The sequence below is a fragment of the Variovorax sp. GW460-12-1-14-LB1 genome, from assembly GCF_059423605.1.
The window spans coordinates 20,169-35,246 of sequence record NZ_JBWKYF010000034.1; the positions used below are offsets into that span (position 1 = coordinate 20,169).

At 69.3% G+C, this 15,078-nt stretch carries 14 protein-coding genes; 8 read left to right on the forward strand and 6 right to left on the reverse strand.

The window, feature by feature from the left end:
* Nucleotide 1: 1 nt before the first annotated feature.
* Nucleotides 2-775, reverse strand: coding sequence for an SIR2 family NAD-dependent protein deacylase (locus tag AC07Y4_RS18160; protein WP_487848834.1), 774 nt, complete (start codon nt 773-775; stop codon nt 2-4).
* The gene (locus tag AC07Y4_RS18165) at nt 772-1,635 is read right to left on the reverse strand and encodes an IclR family transcriptional regulator (RefSeq protein WP_062472735.1); all 864 of its coding nucleotides are present in this window, start codon (nt 1,633-1,635) and stop codon (nt 772-774) included. The genes AC07Y4_RS18160 and AC07Y4_RS18165 overlap by 4 nt, the downstream gene beginning before the upstream one ends.
* 149 nt (nt 1,636-1,784) lie before the next feature.
* On the opposite strand from AC07Y4_RS18165, the gene AC07Y4_RS18170 reads away from it, so the two are divergent.
* The 6 genes from AC07Y4_RS18170 (at nt 1,785) to fahA (ending at nt 8,266) form a co-directional block, all read left to right on the forward strand.
* The gene (locus AC07Y4_RS18170) at nt 1,785-2,744 is read left to right on the forward strand and encodes an MBL fold metallo-hydrolase (RefSeq protein ID WP_062472733.1); all 960 of its coding nucleotides are present in this window, start codon (nt 1,785-1,787) and stop codon (nt 2,742-2,744) included.
* Nucleotides 2,745-2,808: 64 nt separating this feature from the next.
* Nucleotides 2,809-4,446 (forward strand): FAD-dependent oxidoreductase, encoded by a 1,638-nt coding sequence (locus tag AC07Y4_RS18175; RefSeq protein ID WP_487848835.1) that lies wholly within the window; start codon nt 2,809-2,811, stop codon nt 4,444-4,446.
* Between the two features lie 5 nt (nt 4,447-4,451).
* Nucleotides 4,452-4,646: a DUF2783 domain-containing protein gene (locus AC07Y4_RS18180; protein WP_062472729.1), complete on the forward strand. Its 195-nt coding sequence runs from the start codon at nt 4,452-4,454 to the stop codon at nt 4,644-4,646.
* 46 nt (nt 4,647-4,692) lie between these two features.
* Complete coding sequence (hmgA, locus tag AC07Y4_RS18185) at nt 4,693-6,003, forward strand: homogentisate 1,2-dioxygenase (protein ID WP_487848836.1); 1,311 nt, start codon at nt 4,693-4,695, stop codon at nt 6,001-6,003.
* Nucleotides 6,000-6,974 carry a Bug family tripartite tricarboxylate transporter substrate binding protein gene (locus AC07Y4_RS18190; RefSeq protein WP_487848837.1) on the forward strand — a complete coding sequence of 325 codons (975 nt, stop codon included), beginning with the start codon at nt 6,000-6,002 and terminating at the stop codon, nt 6,972-6,974. Before hmgA ends, AC07Y4_RS18190 begins: the two co-directional genes overlap by 4 nt.
* Before the next feature lie 26 nt (nt 6,975-7,000).
* The gene (gene fahA / locus AC07Y4_RS18195) at nt 7,001-8,266 is read left to right on the forward strand and encodes a fumarylacetoacetase (protein WP_487848838.1); all 1,266 of its coding nucleotides are present in this window, start codon (nt 7,001-7,003) and stop codon (nt 8,264-8,266) included.
* Between the two features lie 50 nt (nt 8,267-8,316).
* On the opposite strand, the gene mrdA is transcribed toward fahA, so the two are convergent.
* The 4 genes from mrdA to AC07Y4_RS18215 all read right to left on the reverse strand — a co-directional run bounded on the left by mrdA (nt 8,317) and on the right by AC07Y4_RS18215 (nt 13,072).
* Nucleotides 8,317-10,314 (reverse strand): penicillin-binding protein 2, encoded by a 1,998-nt coding sequence (gene mrdA, locus AC07Y4_RS18200; protein WP_062472723.1) that lies wholly within the window; start codon nt 10,312-10,314, stop codon nt 8,317-8,319.
* A gap of 147 nt (nt 10,315-10,461) precedes the next feature.
* Nucleotides 10,462-10,983, reverse strand: coding sequence for a rod shape-determining protein MreD (gene mreD, locus AC07Y4_RS18205; RefSeq protein ID WP_062472721.1), 522 nt, complete (start codon nt 10,981-10,983; stop codon nt 10,462-10,464).
* Nucleotides 10,980-11,942 carry a rod shape-determining protein MreC gene (mreC, locus tag AC07Y4_RS18210; protein ID WP_095743224.1) on the reverse strand — a complete coding sequence of 321 codons (963 nt, stop codon included), beginning with the start codon at nt 11,940-11,942 and terminating at the stop codon, nt 10,980-10,982. Before mreC ends, mreD begins: the two co-directional genes overlap by 4 nt.
* An 86-nt stretch (nt 11,943-12,028) precedes the next feature.
* The gene (locus tag AC07Y4_RS18215; RefSeq protein ID WP_056583929.1) at nt 12,029-13,072 is read right to left on the reverse strand and encodes a rod shape-determining protein; all 1,044 of its coding nucleotides are present in this window, start codon (nt 13,070-13,072) and stop codon (nt 12,029-12,031) included.
* A gap of 216 nt (nt 13,073-13,288) precedes the next feature.
* On the opposite strand from AC07Y4_RS18215, the gene gatC reads away from it, so the two are divergent.
* Nucleotides 13,289-13,588: an Asp-tRNA(Asn)/Glu-tRNA(Gln) amidotransferase subunit GatC gene (gene gatC / locus AC07Y4_RS18220; protein WP_056583926.1), complete on the forward strand. Its 300-nt coding sequence runs from the start codon at nt 13,289-13,291 to the stop codon at nt 13,586-13,588.
* Entirely contained in the window at nt 13,588-15,078 is a 1,491-nt protein-coding gene (gene gatA, locus AC07Y4_RS18225; protein ID WP_487848839.1) for an Asp-tRNA(Asn)/Glu-tRNA(Gln) amidotransferase subunit GatA, read from the forward strand. Before gatC ends, gatA begins: the two co-directional genes overlap by 1 nt.

Sequence of the window (15,078 nt, forward strand, 5' to 3'; positions counted from 1 at the left end):
TTCAGTCGCCGGCCATGCCGGCAACCAACTTCGGCAGCAGGTCTTCCGACGCCCCCCGCAACACCACCGCCGCCGCATCGTCCAGATGCGGCAATGGCTCGATGTTCAGCGTGACCAGCCGCGCACCGCGCGCCATCGCCAGCTTGGGCAGCTCGGCCGCCGGGTAGACGATGGTGGTGCTGCCGACCACCAGGAACAGGTCGGACTCCTGCGCCGCCACCTGCGCGTCGAGCAGCACGCCGGCGTTCAGCATCTCGCCGAACATGACCACGTCGGGCCGCGCGTGCGAGCCGCAGCGCAGGCAGCGGTGAAAGGGCCACGGGCCGCTGCGGTTGCCGCAGTGGTCGCAGCGCCAGCGGCGCAGCGAGCCGTGCAACTCCAGCACGTCCTGCCCGCCGGCCTTGCCGAGCAGGCCGTCGACGTTCTGCGTGATGAGCCGGGTCGCAGGGCGCAGCCGCTGCAGTTGCGCGAGCGCGAGATGTCCGGGGTTGGGCGACGCGGTCTCGATCAGCGCCAGGCGCTGGGCCCAGAACTTCGTGAAGCCGCCCGGGTCGCGCGCGAGGTCGTCGGCATGCGAGAACTTGAGCGCGTTCTGGCTCATCCACAGGCCGTCGGCGTCGCGGTAGGTCGGGATGCCCGAGGCCTTGGACAAGCCCGCGCCCGAGAAGACCACGATGCGCCGCGCACCGCGCAGCAGCGCCACGGTGCGGTCGATGCGCAGCGCGAGGTCGTCGGAAGAAGAGAAAGAAGACAAGGCGGAAGAAAACAGGGTCATCGATCGGAGACGGAGGGAACCACGGCGCCGGTGGCGCTCGCCCCCAGGCGCTGCGACACCGTGCCCGCGCAGGCCTTGAGCGCGCGCGCGATCTCGCCGTCCCAGGCGGTGTGGAAGATGCCGGCCGGGCCGATGGCGGTCACGGCCAGCACGATGGCGCCGGTGTGGTCGAACACGGGCGCGGCCATGGCGCTCACGCCCTCGATCACCTCGCCGTCGGAGCGGCTGATGCCGTGGTCGCGCACTTCCTGGCACTGGCGTTCGAAGTCGCTCCACGAGGGCAGCGGCTGCACCGGCGGCATGCCGGCCGGCGGCGCGGGCTCGGCGGCGCCCTTGCGCTGCTTCTGGCGCTGGCGCTCGTCCTCGAGCTGCGCGCGCACCACCGCCGGGTCGAGGTAGGCGGCAAAGACGCGGCCCGAGGCCGTGTTGGTGAGCGAGAACACCGTGCCGTGGCGCATGTTCACGTGCACCGGCGAGGGCGACTCGGCCGTGCGCACGATGGTCGCGCCGCGCGCGCCCCACACGGCCAGCGCCACGGTGTGGCCGATCTGCTGCGCGAGCTGGCCGATCAGCGGCGTGGCGATGTGCACCGGGTCGGCCTGCTGCAGGCTGATCAGCCCCAGTTGCAAGGCCAGCGGGCCGAGCAGATAGTGGCCGCTGGCGCGGTCCTGCTCGATGAGGCCCAGCCGGCCGAAGCTCACCATGTACGGGTGGGCCTTGGCGGCCGTCATGTCCGCTTCGCGGGCAAGGTCTTTGAGCGCCATCGGGCGGCCGTGGTGCACCAGCGCGCGCAGCAGCTGCCCGCCGACTTCGATGCTCTGGATGCCGCGCTGGGCGCGGTCGGTGTCAGTCGCTGCCATGGCCGCCTTGCCGTCTGGTTGTTCGTTCATGAAGAAGGCATTAGACATGAACTGATCTCGGGCTTACACTCCGCGCATTCGTTATCTGCAAACTCGTTCGCCTTAAACGAATCAGGCGAATCCCAAAACCACCCCACCGGAGACACACGATGAGCCAAGCCAAGAAATTCGCCAGCCAGGCCGACCTGGAAGAAAAGAAGATCACCTTCAGCCAGATCTCGGAGCACGCCTGGGCCTACACGGCCGAGGGCGACCCCAACACCGGGATCATCATCGGCGACGACTGCGTGCTGGTGGCCGACACCCAGGCCACGCCCGCCATGGCCGCCGACGTGGTGCGCCGCATCCGCGAAGTGACCGACAAGCCCATCAAGTACGTGGTGCTCACCCACTACCACGCAGTGCGCGTGCTGGGCGCGGCGGGCTACGGCGCCGAACACATCCTGGCCAGCCAGGACACGCGCGACCTGATCGTGGAGCGCGGCGAGGAAGACAAGGCCAGCGAAATCGGCCGCTTCCCGCGCCTGTTCCAGAACGTCGAGACCGTGCCCCCGGGCCTGACCTGGCCCACCATGACCTTCACCGGCAAGATGACGCTGTGGCTGGGCAAGCTCGAAGTGCAACTGCTGCAGCTGGGCCGCGGCCACACCAAGGGCGACACGGTCGTCTGGCTGCCCCAGGAGCGCGCGCTGCTGTCGGGCGACCTGGTCGAGTTCGGCGCCACGCCGTACGCCGGCGACGCCTACTTCCAGGACTGGCCGCAGACGCTGGACAACATCGCCGCCCTGAAGCCCCTGGCCCTGGTGCCGGGCCGCGGCGCCGCGCTGACCACGCCCGAAGCCGTGGCCGAGGGCCTGAACGGCACGCGCGCCTTCATCTCCGACGTGTACGCCAGCGTGCAGGAAGGCGTGAAGGCCGGGCGCGACCTGAACGCGGTCTACAAGGAAACCTACGCGAAGCTGCAGCCCAAGTACCAGCAGTGGGTCATCTTCGACCACTGCATGCCCTTCGACGTGAGCCGCGCCTACGACGAGGCCTCGGGCCACGCCGACCCGCGCGTGTGGACGGCCCAGCGCGACATCGACATGTGGAAGGCCCTGGAAGGCTGATCACGCCGCGACCTTCCCCCGCGCGGGGAAGGCGACGGAAACGACAAGGACACGGAGACATCACGTGATCGACTATCAAAGCCTGCGCTTCGACTACACCCGCCACGCCGACCAGGACGCCGCCGCGCCCGCCCACCACCCCGTGGTGGTCGTGGGCGCCGGCCCGGTGGGCCTCACGCTCGCCATCGACCTCGCCCTGCGGCAGGTTCCCGTGGTGCTGCTCGACAACGACAACAGCCTGTCCAGCGGATCGCGCGCGATCTGCTTCGCCAAGCGCACGCTCGAGGTGTTCGACCGCCTCGGCTGCGGCGACCGCATGGTGGACAAGGGCGTGTCGTGGAACGTCGGCAAGGTGTTCTTCCACGACGAGCAGGTCTACCGCTTCGACCTGCTGCCCGAGCCCGGTCACGAGCGCCCGGCCTTCATCAACCTGCAGCAGTACTACGTCGAGGGCTACCTCGTCGAACGCGCCGCGGCGCTGCCGCTGATCGACCTGCGCTGGAACAACAAGGTCACCGGCATCGAGCAGGGCGACGACGGCGCGGTGCTGACCGTGGAAACGCCCGAGGGCGAGTACCGCCTGCAGGCCGGCTACGTCGCCGCCTGCGACGGCTCGCGCTCCAACCTGCGCCAGATGCTGGGGCAGGAAGCCAAGGGCCGCGTGTTCCGCGACCGCTTCCTGATCGCCGACATCACGATGGACGCGCAGCTGCCCACCGAGCGCCGCTTCTGGTTCGACCCCTCGTTCCACCCCGGCCAGAGCGTGCTGCTGCACAAGCAGGCCGACGGCATGTGGCGCGTCGACTTCCAGCTCGGCTGGGACGCCGACCCGGTGGAAGAGCGCAAGCCCGAGCGCATCACGCCGCGCGTGCGCGCGCTGCTGGACAGCATCGGCTTCGAAGGCGTGCAGTTCCAGATCGGCTGGGCCAGCGTCTACACCTTCGCCTGCCAGCGCATGGAGCGCTTCCGCCACGGCCGCGTGCTGTTCGCGGGCGACTCGGCGCACGGCGTGTCGCCCTTCGGTGCGCGCGGCGCCAACTCGGGCGTGCAGGACGCCGACAACCTCGCCTGGAAGCTCGCGGCCGTGCTGGCCGGCGACGCGCCCGACGCGCTGCTCGACAGCTATGCCAGCGAACGCGAATTCGCGGCCGACGAGAACATCCGCAACTCCACGCGCGCCACCGACTTCATCACGCCCAAGAGCGAGGTGAGCCGCCTCTTCCGCGACGCGGTGCTCGAGCTGACCAAGCGCCACGCCTTCGCGCGCTCGCTGGTCAACAGCGGGCGGCTGTCGGTGGCCACGGTGCTGCGCGACTCGCCGCTCAACACGCCCGACGCCGACACCTTCGCCGGCGCGATGGTGCCCGGCGCCGCCGCGGCCGACGCGCCCGTGCGGCGCGCCGACGGCAGCACCGGCTGGCTGCTGCGCGAATGCCATGTGGCGCGCTTCACCGCGCTGGTGTTCGGCACCGGCGACGCCGCCGAGCGCAGCCTGCAGGCGCTGAAAAGCAGCGACCTCGCGCTGCACGTCGTGCGCGTGGAAGGCACCGGCGCCGACGCCGAACTCGCCACGCAGCGCTACGACGCGCAGCCCGGCACCGTCTACCTGCTGCGGCCCGACCAGCACGTGTGCGCGCGCTGGCGGCAGCCCACGGCAGCGAACCTTCGCGCGGCCCTCGACCACGCACTGGCAAAGGCATGACCCCGATGCAACCGCAACTGATCACCACGCCGAACCTCGAAGCGCCCGACGATTTCTACGAGGCGCTCATCGAGGCCCACCAGGGGCTTTCCACCGAAGAAAGCCACGCCTTCAACGCACGGCTCGTGCTCGTGCTGGCCAACCACGTCGGCTCGCTGGCCGTGCTGCGCGAAGCCTTCGACGCGGCGCGCGCCGGCTGAACGGCCGCACGTTCTCACCTCATCGCGACTTTCGAAAGACAAGCCCATGACCCAAGCAACACCCGCCTCCGAACGGCGCTACCAGAGCGGCTTCGGCAACGAGTACGCCTCCGAGGCCGTGCCCGGTGCGCTGCCCCAAGGCCGCAACAACCCGCAGCGCGGCCCCTTCGACCTGTACACCGAGCTGCTCTCGGGCACCGCCTTCACGGCGCCGCGCCACGAGAACCGCCGCACCTGGCTGTACCGCCGCCAGCCCTCGGTGGTGTCGGGCCGCTACCAGCCCTACGCACAGGCGCACTGGACCACCGGCGCCGACCGCGAGATCGCGCTGCCGCCCGAGCCGATGCGCTGGGGCCCGCTGCCGCTGGACGGCGCGGCCGACGTCGACTTCATCGACGGCATGCACACGCTGGCCGCCAACGGCGACGCCGAGTCGCAGGTCGGCATCGGCTCGCTGATGTACATGGCGGGCCGTTCGATGGACAAGCGCGCCTTCGTCAACGCCGACGGCGAGATGCTGGTGATGCCCCAACAGGGCCGCCTCGTCGTCACGACCGAACTGGGCGTGCTCGACGTCAAGCCCGGCGAAATCGTGGTGCTGCCACGCGGCATGGCCTTCAAGGTGGCTTTGCCCGACGGCCTCTCGCGCGGCTACGTGTGCGAGAACTACGGCGCGCACTTCCGCCTGCCCGAGCTCGGCCCCATCGGCTCGAACGGTCTGGCCAACGCGCGCGATTTCCAGGCGCCCGTGGCGGCCTTCGAGGCAGACGGCGGCGCCTACGAGCTGGTGAAGAAATTCGGCGGCCGCTTCTGGACCGCGCCGACGAAGCAGTCGCCCTTCAACGTGGTCGCCTGGCACGGCAACCTCGCGCCGGTGAAGTACGACACGGCCAACTTCATGGTCATCGGCTCGATCAGCTTCGACCATCCCGATCCCTCGATCTTCACCGTGCTGACCTCGCCCAGCGACACGCCCGGCACGGCCAACTGCGACTTCGTGATCTTCCCGCCGCGCTGGATGGTGATGGAAAACACCTTCCGTCCGCCATGGTTCCACCGCAACCTCATGAGCGAATTCATGGGCCTGGTGCTGGGCGAGTACGACGCCAAGCCGGGCGGCTTCAAGCCCGGCGGTGCGAGCCTGCACAACTGCATGGTGCCGCACGGCCCCGACGAGGAAGCCTTCGACAAGGCCACGCATGCCGACCTCAAGCCGCACAAGCTGGACAACACGCTGGCCTTCATGTTCGAGAGCCGCTACCGTTTCATCCCGACGAACTTCGCGCTGCAAAGCCCGGCGCTCGACACCGACTACACCGACTGCTGGGCCGGCTTGAAGGACCAGTTCAAGGCATGACGCACGCTCTCACCCTCACCCGCCGCGCTGCGGCCCTCGCGCTGCTGGCCGCGCCCCTGCTGGCGCACGCGGCCGACTTTCCGTCCAAGCCCATCAAGTTCATCGTGCCCTACACGGCCGGCGGCACCACCGACCTGGTGGCGCGCACCGTGGGCCAGAAGGTGTCGGAGAAGCTGGGCCAGCCGGTGCTCATCGACAACCGCGGCGGCGCGGGCGGCAACATCGGCATGGACGCCGTGGCCAAGGCCGCGCCCGACGGCTACACGATCGGCTTCGGCGCCATCTCGACCAACGCGCTGAACCCGCACATCTACAAGTCGATGGCCTTCGACCCGCGCAAGGACTTCACGGCCATCAGCCTGCTGGGCATGTCGACCATCGTGCTCGAAGTGCCCGCCACCTCGACCATCAAGACCGTGCCCGAGCTCATCGCCGCCGCGAAGAAGAACCCCGGCCTGCCCTACGCCACCGCGGGCGCGGGCACCTCGATGAACCTGGCCGGCGTGATGTTCGCGCAGATGACCGGCACCGAGCTCACGCACGTCGCCTACAAGGGCAGCGGCCCGGCCATCACCGACATGCTGGGCAACACCATCGGCGTGATGTTCGACAACCTGCCGGCGTCGCTGCCGCACATCCAGGCCGGCAAGCTGCGCGCGCTGGCGGTGGCGGGCGCCACGCGCTCGCCCTCGCTGCCCGACGTGCCGACGATGGCCGAAGCGGGCCTCAAGGGCTATGCGCTGGAGCCATGGTTCGGCGTGTACGGGCCAGCGAAGCTGCCGGCACCGATCGTGAAGGCGCTGAACGAAGCGTTCGTCGAAGCACTCGCGATGCCCGACGTGAAAGCCAAGCTGCAGCAGGCCGGCTTCTCGCCGCGCGGCTCGAGCGCGCAGGAGCTCACCACGCTCACCGACACCGAATACAAGCGCCTGGGCGATGTGGCCAAGAAGGCCGGCATGACCGCAGACTGATCCGATTCAAGAACCGAAAGACCTCCATGACCGCACTCAACGCCACCCACGACCCGAAGCTGCGCAGCTGGGTCGCCGCCGCCAACGTGGCCGGCACCGACTTCCCGATCCAGAACCTGCCCTTCGGCCGCTTCCGCACGGCCGGCAGCAGCGAGGCCTTCCGCATCGGCGTGGCCATCGGCGACCAGATCCTCGACCTGCGCGCCACCGGACTCATCGACACCGACGACATGAACGTGCTGATGAACGCCTCGGTGAAAGACCGCCAGGCGCTGCGCGCCGCGATCTCCACCGGCCTGGCCGAAGGCAGCGGACAGCAGGCCGCGTGGTCGAAGGCGCTGCTGGCGCAGGACCAGGCCGAGATGACCGTGCCCTGCCGCATCGGCGACTACACCGACTTCTACACGGGCATCCACCACGCCACCACCATCGGCAAGCTGTTCCGTCCCGACCAGCCGCTGATGCCCAACTACAAGTGGGTGCCCATCGGCTACCACGGCCGCGCCTCGTCGATCGGCGTGAGCGGCCAAGTCTTCAAGCGCCCGCAGGGCCAGACCAAGGCACCCGACGCGGTGGCGCCGAGCTTCGGCCCCTCGAAGCGGCTGGACTACGAACTGGAGCTGGGCTTCCTCGTGGGCCGCGGCAATGCACTGGGCGAACCCATCGCCATCGGCGACGCCGAAGACCACCTGTTCGGCGTGACCCTGCTCAACGACTGGTCGGCGCGCGACCTGCAGGCCTGGGAATACCAGCCGCTGGGCCCGTTCCTCGCGAAGAACTTCGCGAGCACGCTGTCGCCCTGGATCGTGACGACCGAAGCGCTGGCGCCGTTCCGCGCGAAGTTCGAGCGCCCCGCCGAAGACCCGCAGCCGCTGCCCTACCTCGACGCCCCGTCGAACCGCGCCAGCGGCGCGCTCGACATCACGCTCGAAGTGCTGCTGCAGACCGCGAAGATGCGCGCCGACGGCGTCGCGCCCGTGCGCCTCACGCTGGGCAACACCACCGAGGCCGCCTACTGGACCGCCGCGCAGCTCATCACGCACCACACGGTGAACGGCTGCAACCTGCAGCCCGGCGACCTGCTGGGCTCGGGCACGCTGTCGGGCCCGCAGCCCGACCAGGCCGGCTCGCTGATGGAACTCACGCTGGGCGGCAAGCAGCCCATCACGCTGCCGAACGGCGAGAAGCGCACCTTCCTGGAAGACGGCGACACGCTGGTGATGCGCGGCTGGTGCGAGCGCGAAGGCGCGGTGCGCATCGGCCTGGGTGAAGTCGCCGGGACGGTGGTCTGATCCTGGTCTGATCCTGGCCTGAGCTGCGGTGCGCCCAGAGGGCGCGCCTGTCAGGGCGTCGGCGCTGCCGACGATGCCGCGCCCGCCGGTGCCGGCACCGCGGCCGCCGCGGGCCAGGCCACCTCGCTGGCCACGCGCGGCTTGCCCATCGGCGCGCCCGCGCGGCCGATGCGCACGGCGGCCATGTCGGCCTCGCTCGGGTACTGGTCCATGAGCCAGTAGTCGAACACGCGGCGCGCCAAAGGCGCCGCAGCGCCCGCGCCCCAGCCGGCGTTCTCGACGATGACGGCGAGCGCGATCTTCGGGTTGTTGGCCGGTGCGTAGGCCATGAACAGCGCGTGGTCGCGCTGGTGTTCTTCGAGCGCGCGCGCGTTGTACTTGGTGTTCTTGGCCTGCGTCACGGCCTGCGCCGTGCCGGTCTTGCCGGCCGCTTGGTAGCCCGCGCCCGCGAACACGCCGCGCGCGGTGCCGCTGGTGACCACGCTGGTCAGGCCCTCGCGGATCACCGCCACGTTGGCCGCCGTGTAGCCCAGGTTCTCGGCCGGCGGCTGGGGCAGCGGCACGACCTGCCCGCTGACTGTGTTGCGCATCGCCAGCGCCAGGTGCGGCCGGTGCTTCATGCCGCCGTCGGCCACGATGGCCGTGGCCTGCGCCAGCTGCAGCATGGTGAAGGCGTTGTAGCCCTGGCCGATGCCCAGCGAGATGGTCTCGCCCGCGTACCACTTCTTCTGCTCGGGCCGCTTGTAGGCGTTGCGCTTCCACTCGGTGCTGGGCAGCACGCCGCGCACCTCGCCACCCAGGTCGATGCCGGTGATCTGGCCGAAGCCCATCGGCTTCATGAAGTCGTGGATCAGGTCCACGCCCATCTCGTTGGCCAGCGAGTAGTAGTAGATGTTGCTCGACACCTGGATCGAGCGGCGCATGTCGACGCCGCCCAGGTAGCCCTCGGGGCTGCCGAAGCGGTGGCCGCCGAAGTTGAAGTAGCCGGGGTCGTTCACCACCACGCTCGCGGCACGCTTGCCGGTCTGCAGCGCCGCCAGCGCCATGAAGGGCTTGTAGGTGGAGCCCGGCGGGTAGGTGCCGCGCAGCGCGCGGTTGAGCAGCGGCTTGTCGATCGATTCGGTGAGCGCCTGCCAGCTCTCGGTGTCGATGCCCTCGACGAAGAGGTTGGGGTCGAATGTGGGCTTGCTCACGAAGGCCAGCACCTCGCCGGTCTTCGGGTCGATGGCCACGAGCGCACCGCGCCGGTCGCCGTACATGTCTTCCACCAGCTTCTGCAGCTTGATGTCCAGCGACAGCATGACGGTGTTGCCCGGCGTGGCCGGGTGGCTCGCGAGCCGGCGCACGGCGCGCCCGCCGGCGGAGGTTTCCATCTGCTCGACGCCGGTCTGGCCGTGCAGCATCTTCTCGTAGCTCTGCTCGATGCCCAGCTTGCCGATGTAGTCGGTGCCTTTGTAGTTGGCCTGGTCTTCCTCGTCCCAGTCTTCCATCGCGGTTTTTTCGCGCTGGTTGATGCGGCCGATGTAGCCCAGCACGTGCGAGGCCAGCTCGCCCTGCGGGTAGTTGCGGAACAGGCGCGCCTTGATCTCCACGCCCGGGAAGCGGTAGCGCTGCGCCGCGAAGCGCGCCACTTCCTCGTCGCTCAGGCGGGTGCGGATCGGAATGGAGTCGAAGCTGCGCGAGTCTTCGCGCAGGCGCTTGAAGCGGCGGCGGTCGCGCGGCGACACCTCGAGCACGCTGGTCAGGCTGTTGATGGTCTCCTCGACGTCGCCGACCTTCGAGGGCGTGATCTCCAACGTGTAGGCCGAGTAGTTGGAGGCCAGCACGATGCCGTTGCGGTCGAGGATGAGCCCCCGGTTCGGCACCACCGGCACCACGGCCGTGCGGTTGCTCTCGGCCTGCTCGGCCAGGTCGGCATGGCGCACGACCTGCAGGTAGACCAGCCGCGAGCCCAGCAGGCTGAAGGCGAACAGCACCGCCAGGCCGATGACGATCACGCGGCGCTTGAAGCGCGCCAGGTCGGCGGCAACGTTGCGGATTTCGGTCATGGCGTCAGGAAGCTTAGGCGTGCGCAGGTGCGATGGCAAATGCGACGGGCGGCCGCCGCCGGGCCGCCCCAAGGCGGGCCGCGCCTCCCCCTCGGGGGGTGGAGTTACACGCAGCGAAGCGAAGTGAAAAGCCGGGGGGCACCATGACTAGAGGGGGCGGTTCTCGTCGGGTTCGGGCGTGCGGCGCTGGGGCGCCAGCAGCAGCGCGGTGGCCAGCGGCCACAGCGCCGCCTCGAGCGCCGGCGAGACCAGCACGCCCCAGCCCGGGAACACGCCGCCGCCGATCATGCGCGTGATCACCTCGATGAACTGCGACAACGCAAACAGCGGCAGCACCTGCAGCGCCTGCGAGAGCACCGGGTACCACAGCAGGCGCCGGTGGATCATGATCGCGAAGAAGCCCAGCGTGGTGTAGGACAGCGCATGCTGGCCCAGCATCGACGACTGGTGCACGTCCATGAGCAGGCCGAACATGAAGGCCGCGCCGATGCCCACGCGCGCGGGCTGGTGCACGCCCCAGAACACGATCACCAGCGCCAGCAGGTCGGGCATCCAGGCGGCGCGGCCGATGGGGATCATGTTGACCAGCAGTGCCACGAGCAGGCTGGTCCACATGAAGACGGGGCTGACGGGCAGCAGGAGCTGCTGCTGGCCGGGGCGCTTGATCATCGCGTGGCTCCCGCCGGTTTCTTCTCGTTCTTGCCGGCGCCCGGCTTGCCTTCGGGGCGCTTGCGCTGGGTGGACGCGGCCTCGACGTGCGGCGGCGCCACCGGGGCGCCCGAGGGCTCGAGCACCAGCACGTAGCGCGCCGCGGTCACGCGGGCCAGCGGCACGCAGTAGATGCGCGCGAAGGCCGAGTCGGCACGGCGCTCGATGCGCTCGATCTTCGCCACCGGCAGGCCGGCCGGGTAGATGCCGTCGACACCGCTGGTGGACAGCAGGTCGCCCTCCTGCAGGTCGGCGTTGGCGGCCATGAAGCGCAGCTCCATGCCGCCGCCGTGCGCCGAGGCGTCGCCGAAGGCCACGCTGCGCACGCCGGTGCGGGTGTTCTGCACGGGAATGGCCAGGTCGCGGTCGATCACCAGCGTGACCTCGCTCGTGAAGGGCAGCACCTGCGTCACCTGCCCCAGCACGCCGCGCGCGTCGATCACCGGCGAGCCGGCGGCCACGCCTTGGGCGAGGCCCTGGTCGATGACGATCTTGCGCGTGTAGGGGTCGGCCGCGTCGTACAGCACCTCGGCCGGGCGGCCCGGCGTGGTGGTTGTCTGGCGCAGCTCGAGCAGCTCGCGCAGGCGGGCGTTGTCTTGCGCGAGCGTGTCGGCGCGGCTGGCGGTCTCGGCCTGCAGCATCAGGGCCTTGCGGGCCTCGTCTTCGTTGCGCTGCGCGGTCTGCAGCTCTTCGAAGTAGCGGCTGCCGCCCATCACCAGCATGACCGGCTTGAGCGCCGCCATCTGCACCGGGTAGAGCACCGCGCCGATGGCCGAGCGGATCGGCTTCACGAGGTGAAAGCGGGCGTCGGCGACCATGAGGAAGAGCGAGAGCGCGCCGAAGAAGATCAGCTTGCTGAGTGCCGATTGCCCCTGGTTGAACAGGGGTGGCGCTGTGCGATCGAGCGTGCCCAGAGGCATGTAGTCAGACCCGGCGGTGGTGCGGCATCAAATAACAAAAAGCCGGCCTGCGCAAGCAGAGGCCGGCCGATGATGGCTTTCGCCTTTTACTCGCTCGTGAAGATGCTGCCCAGACGGTCCATGCGCTCCAGGGCGATGCCGCAGCCGCGCACCACGCAGGTCAGCGGATCTTCGGCCACGAGCACCGGCAGGCCGGTTTCCTCGGCGAGCAGGCGGTCGAGGTCGCGCAGCAGCGCGCCGCCGCCGGTGAGCATCATGCCGCGCTCGGCGATGTCGGCGCCCAGTTCGGGAGGCGTCTGTTCCAGCGCGTTCTTCACGGCCGAGACGATGTTGTTCAGGGGGTCGGTCAGGGCTTCCAGCACTTCGTTGCTGCTGATGGTGAAGCTGCGCGGCACGCCTTCGGACAGGTTGCGGCCCTTGACTTCCATTTCCTTGACTTCGGAGCCCGGGAAGGCCGAGCCGATGTTCTTCTTGATGACTTCGGCTGTCGGCTCGCCGATCAGCATGCCGTAGTTGCGGCGGATGTAGTTGATGATGGCTTCGTCGAAGCGGTCGCCGCCCACACGGACCGAGCCCTTGTAGACCATGCCGCCCAGCGAGATCACGCCCACTTCGGTGGTGCCGCCGCCGATGTCGACCACCATCGAGCCCGAGGCTTCGCTGACGGGCAGGCCGGCGCCGATGGCCGCGGCCATGGGTTCTTCGATGAGGTAGACGGCGGTGGCGCCGGCCGCTTCGGCCGCGTCCTTGATGGCGCGGCGCTCGACCTGGGTCGAGCCGCAGGGCACGCAGATGATGATGCGCGGGCTCGGCGTGAGGAGCGTGCGCGGGTGCACCATCTTGATGAACTGCTTGATCATCTGCTCGGTGATCACGAAGTCGGCAATGACGCCGTCCTTCATCGGGCGGATGGCCTCGATGTTGCCGGGCACCTTGCCCAGCATGGCCTTGGCTTCGCGGCCGACGGCCTGGATCACCTTCTTGCCATGGGGACCGCCTTCGTGGCGGATCGCGACCACGGAGGGCTCGTCCAGCACGATGCCCTTGTTGCGGGCGAAGATCAGGGTGTTGGCGGTGCCGAGGTCGATCGCCAGGTCGGTGGAGAAGTACCGACGGAAAGCTCCAAACATGTGCGGAATCCTCTGAGCACGGCCTGCGCATCGGCAGGTCGTCGCTCTATTTTTGGGTCGTTTGACGGGGTGAATTGATCGTTTTTGGCGCAAAAGCCGGCGCGTTCGCGGGGGTTGCGGCAAAGGCGGGATAATAACCGAATCCCCTCTGAATCCCGTGTCGGCACCCTCTTCGGCGTGCGATTGCCTCCGGTTTTTTCGACCCGTCAGCCATCTATGTCTCTTTCCGCTTCCGATATTGCACGCATCGCCTCGCTGGCGCGGCTGCAGCTTGCCCCAGATGAAAGCGAGCGCATGCTCACTCAAATCAACGGCTTCTTCGATCTGGTCGAACGCATGCGCGCGGTCGACACCACCGGCGTCGAGCCGCTGGCGCACCCCGTGGCCGCGCTCGAAGACGTGACGCTGCGCCTGCGCGACGACGTCGTGAGCGAGCCGAACAACCGCGAAGCCAACCAGAAGAGCGCCCCGGCCGTCGAAGCCGGCCTGTTCCTCGTGCCGAAGGTGATCGAATAATGAGCAGCGGTGAACTGCACCAATTGAGCGTGGTCGCGCTGGCGAAGGCCTTGGCCGACCGCAAGGTTTCGGCCGTCGAAGCCTCGCAGGCCTTCTTGGGCCGCATGAAGGCCCACGAATCGCTCGGCACCTTCGTCGACGTCAACGAAGAAGTCACGCTGGCCCAGGCCCGCGCGGCCGACGCGCTCATCGCCACCGGCAACGCGCCCGCGCTGGCCGGCGTGCCCATTGCGCACAAGGACATCTTCGTCACCACCGATTTCGCCACCACCGCCGGCTCGAAGATGCTCGCGGGCTACCGCTCGCCCTTCGACGCGACCGTGGTGCGCCGCCTGGCCGAAGCCGGCGCGGTCACGCTCGGCAAGCTCAGCTGCGACGAGTTCGCGATGGGCTCGGCCAACGAGAACGTCGCCGTGCCCGCCGTGGGCCACGACCAAGCCGTGCCGGTGCGCAACCCCTGGAACCTCGAACGCATTCCGGGCGGCTCATCGGGCGCCAGCGCCGCGGCCGTCGCGGCACGCCTGGCCCCCGCGGCCACCGGCACCGACACCGGCGGCTCGATCCGCCAGCCCGCTTCGTTCTGCGGCATCACCGGCATCAAGCCCACGTATGGCCGCGCCTCGCGCTACGGCATGGTGGCCTTCGCATCGAGCCTCGACCAGGCCGGCCCGATGGCCCGCTCGGCCGAAGACTGCGCGCTGCTGCTGTCGGCCTTCTGCGGCCCCGACCTCGACCGCGACTCGACCTCGCTCGACAAGCCCGCCGAAGACTTCGGCCGCTCACTGAACGACTCGCTCGAAGGCCTGCGCATCGGCGTGCCCAAGGAGTTCTTCGGCGACGGCGTGGCGCCCGGCGTGCGCGCCGCCATCGATGCGGCGCTCGCGCAGTACGAGAAGCTCGGCGCCAAGCGCGTCGAGGTCTCGCTGCCGCGCACCGAGCTGTCGATTCCCGTGTACTACATCCTGGCCGCGGCCGAAGCCTCGAGCAACCTGAGCCGCTTCGACGGCGTCAAGTTCGGCCACCGCGCCAGGCAGTACAAGGACCTGGCCGAGATGTACGAACGCACGCGCGCCGAAGGCTTCGGCGACGAAGTGAAGCGCCGCATCATGATCGGCACCTACGTGCTCTCGCACGGCTACTACGACGCCTACTACCTGCAGGCGCAGAAGGTGCGCCGCATGATCGCGGACGACTTCCAGCAGGCGCTGACGCAGTGCGACGTGATCGCCGGCCCCGCCGCGCCGACCACCGCCTGGAAGATCGGCGAACACGGCGACGACCCCGTGGCCGACTACCTCGCCGACATCTTCACGCTGCCCGCATCGCTCGCAGGCCTTCCGGGCATGAGCGTGCCCGCGGGCTTCGACGGCGGCATGCCCGTGGGCCTGCAGCTGATCGGCAACTACTTCGGCGAAGCGAAGCTGCTCAACGCAGCGCACCGCTTCCAGCAAGCCACCGACTGGCACACGCGCACGCCGGAGGGCTTCTGA

Bases quoted from the DNA above. Each gene is read 5' to 3' on its own strand.
- AC07Y4_RS18160 (WP_487848834.1), bottom strand. From the start codon at position 775: ATGACCCTGTTTTCTTCCGCCTTGTCTTCTTTCTCTTCTTCCGACGAC.
- AC07Y4_RS18165 (WP_062472735.1), bottom strand. From the start codon at position 1,635: ATGGCAGCGACTGACACCGACCGCGCCCAGCGCGGCATCCAGAGCATC.
- AC07Y4_RS18170 (WP_062472733.1), top strand. From the start codon at position 1,785: ATGAGCCAAGCCAAGAAATTCGCCAGCCAGGCCGACCTGGAAGAAAAG.
- AC07Y4_RS18180 (WP_062472729.1), top strand. From the start codon at position 4,452: ATGCAACCGCAACTGATCACCACGCCGAACCTCGAAGCGCCCGACGAT.
- hmgA (WP_487848836.1), top strand. From the start codon at position 4,693: ATGACCCAAGCAACACCCGCCTCCGAACGGCGCTACCAGAGCGGCTTC.
- AC07Y4_RS18190 (WP_487848837.1), top strand. From the start codon at position 6,000: ATGACGCACGCTCTCACCCTCACCCGCCGCGCTGCGGCCCTCGCGCTG.
- fahA (WP_487848838.1), top strand. From the start codon at position 7,001: ATGACCGCACTCAACGCCACCCACGACCCGAAGCTGCGCAGCTGGGTC.
- mrdA (WP_062472723.1), bottom strand. From the start codon at position 10,314: ATGACCGAAATCCGCAACGTTGCCGCCGACCTGGCGCGCTTCAAGCGC.
- mreD (WP_062472721.1), bottom strand. From the start codon at position 10,983: ATGATCAAGCGCCCCGGCCAGCAGCAGCTCCTGCTGCCCGTCAGCCCC.
- mreC (WP_095743224.1), bottom strand. From the start codon at position 11,942: ATGCCTCTGGGCACGCTCGATCGCACAGCGCCACCCCTGTTCAACCAG.
- AC07Y4_RS18215 (WP_056583929.1), bottom strand. From the start codon at position 13,072: ATGTTTGGAGCTTTCCGTCGGTACTTCTCCACCGACCTGGCGATCGAC.
- gatC (WP_056583926.1), top strand. From the start codon at position 13,289: ATGTCTCTTTCCGCTTCCGATATTGCACGCATCGCCTCGCTGGCGCGG.
- gatA (WP_487848839.1), top strand. From the start codon at position 13,588: ATGAGCAGCGGTGAACTGCACCAATTGAGCGTGGTCGCGCTGGCGAAG.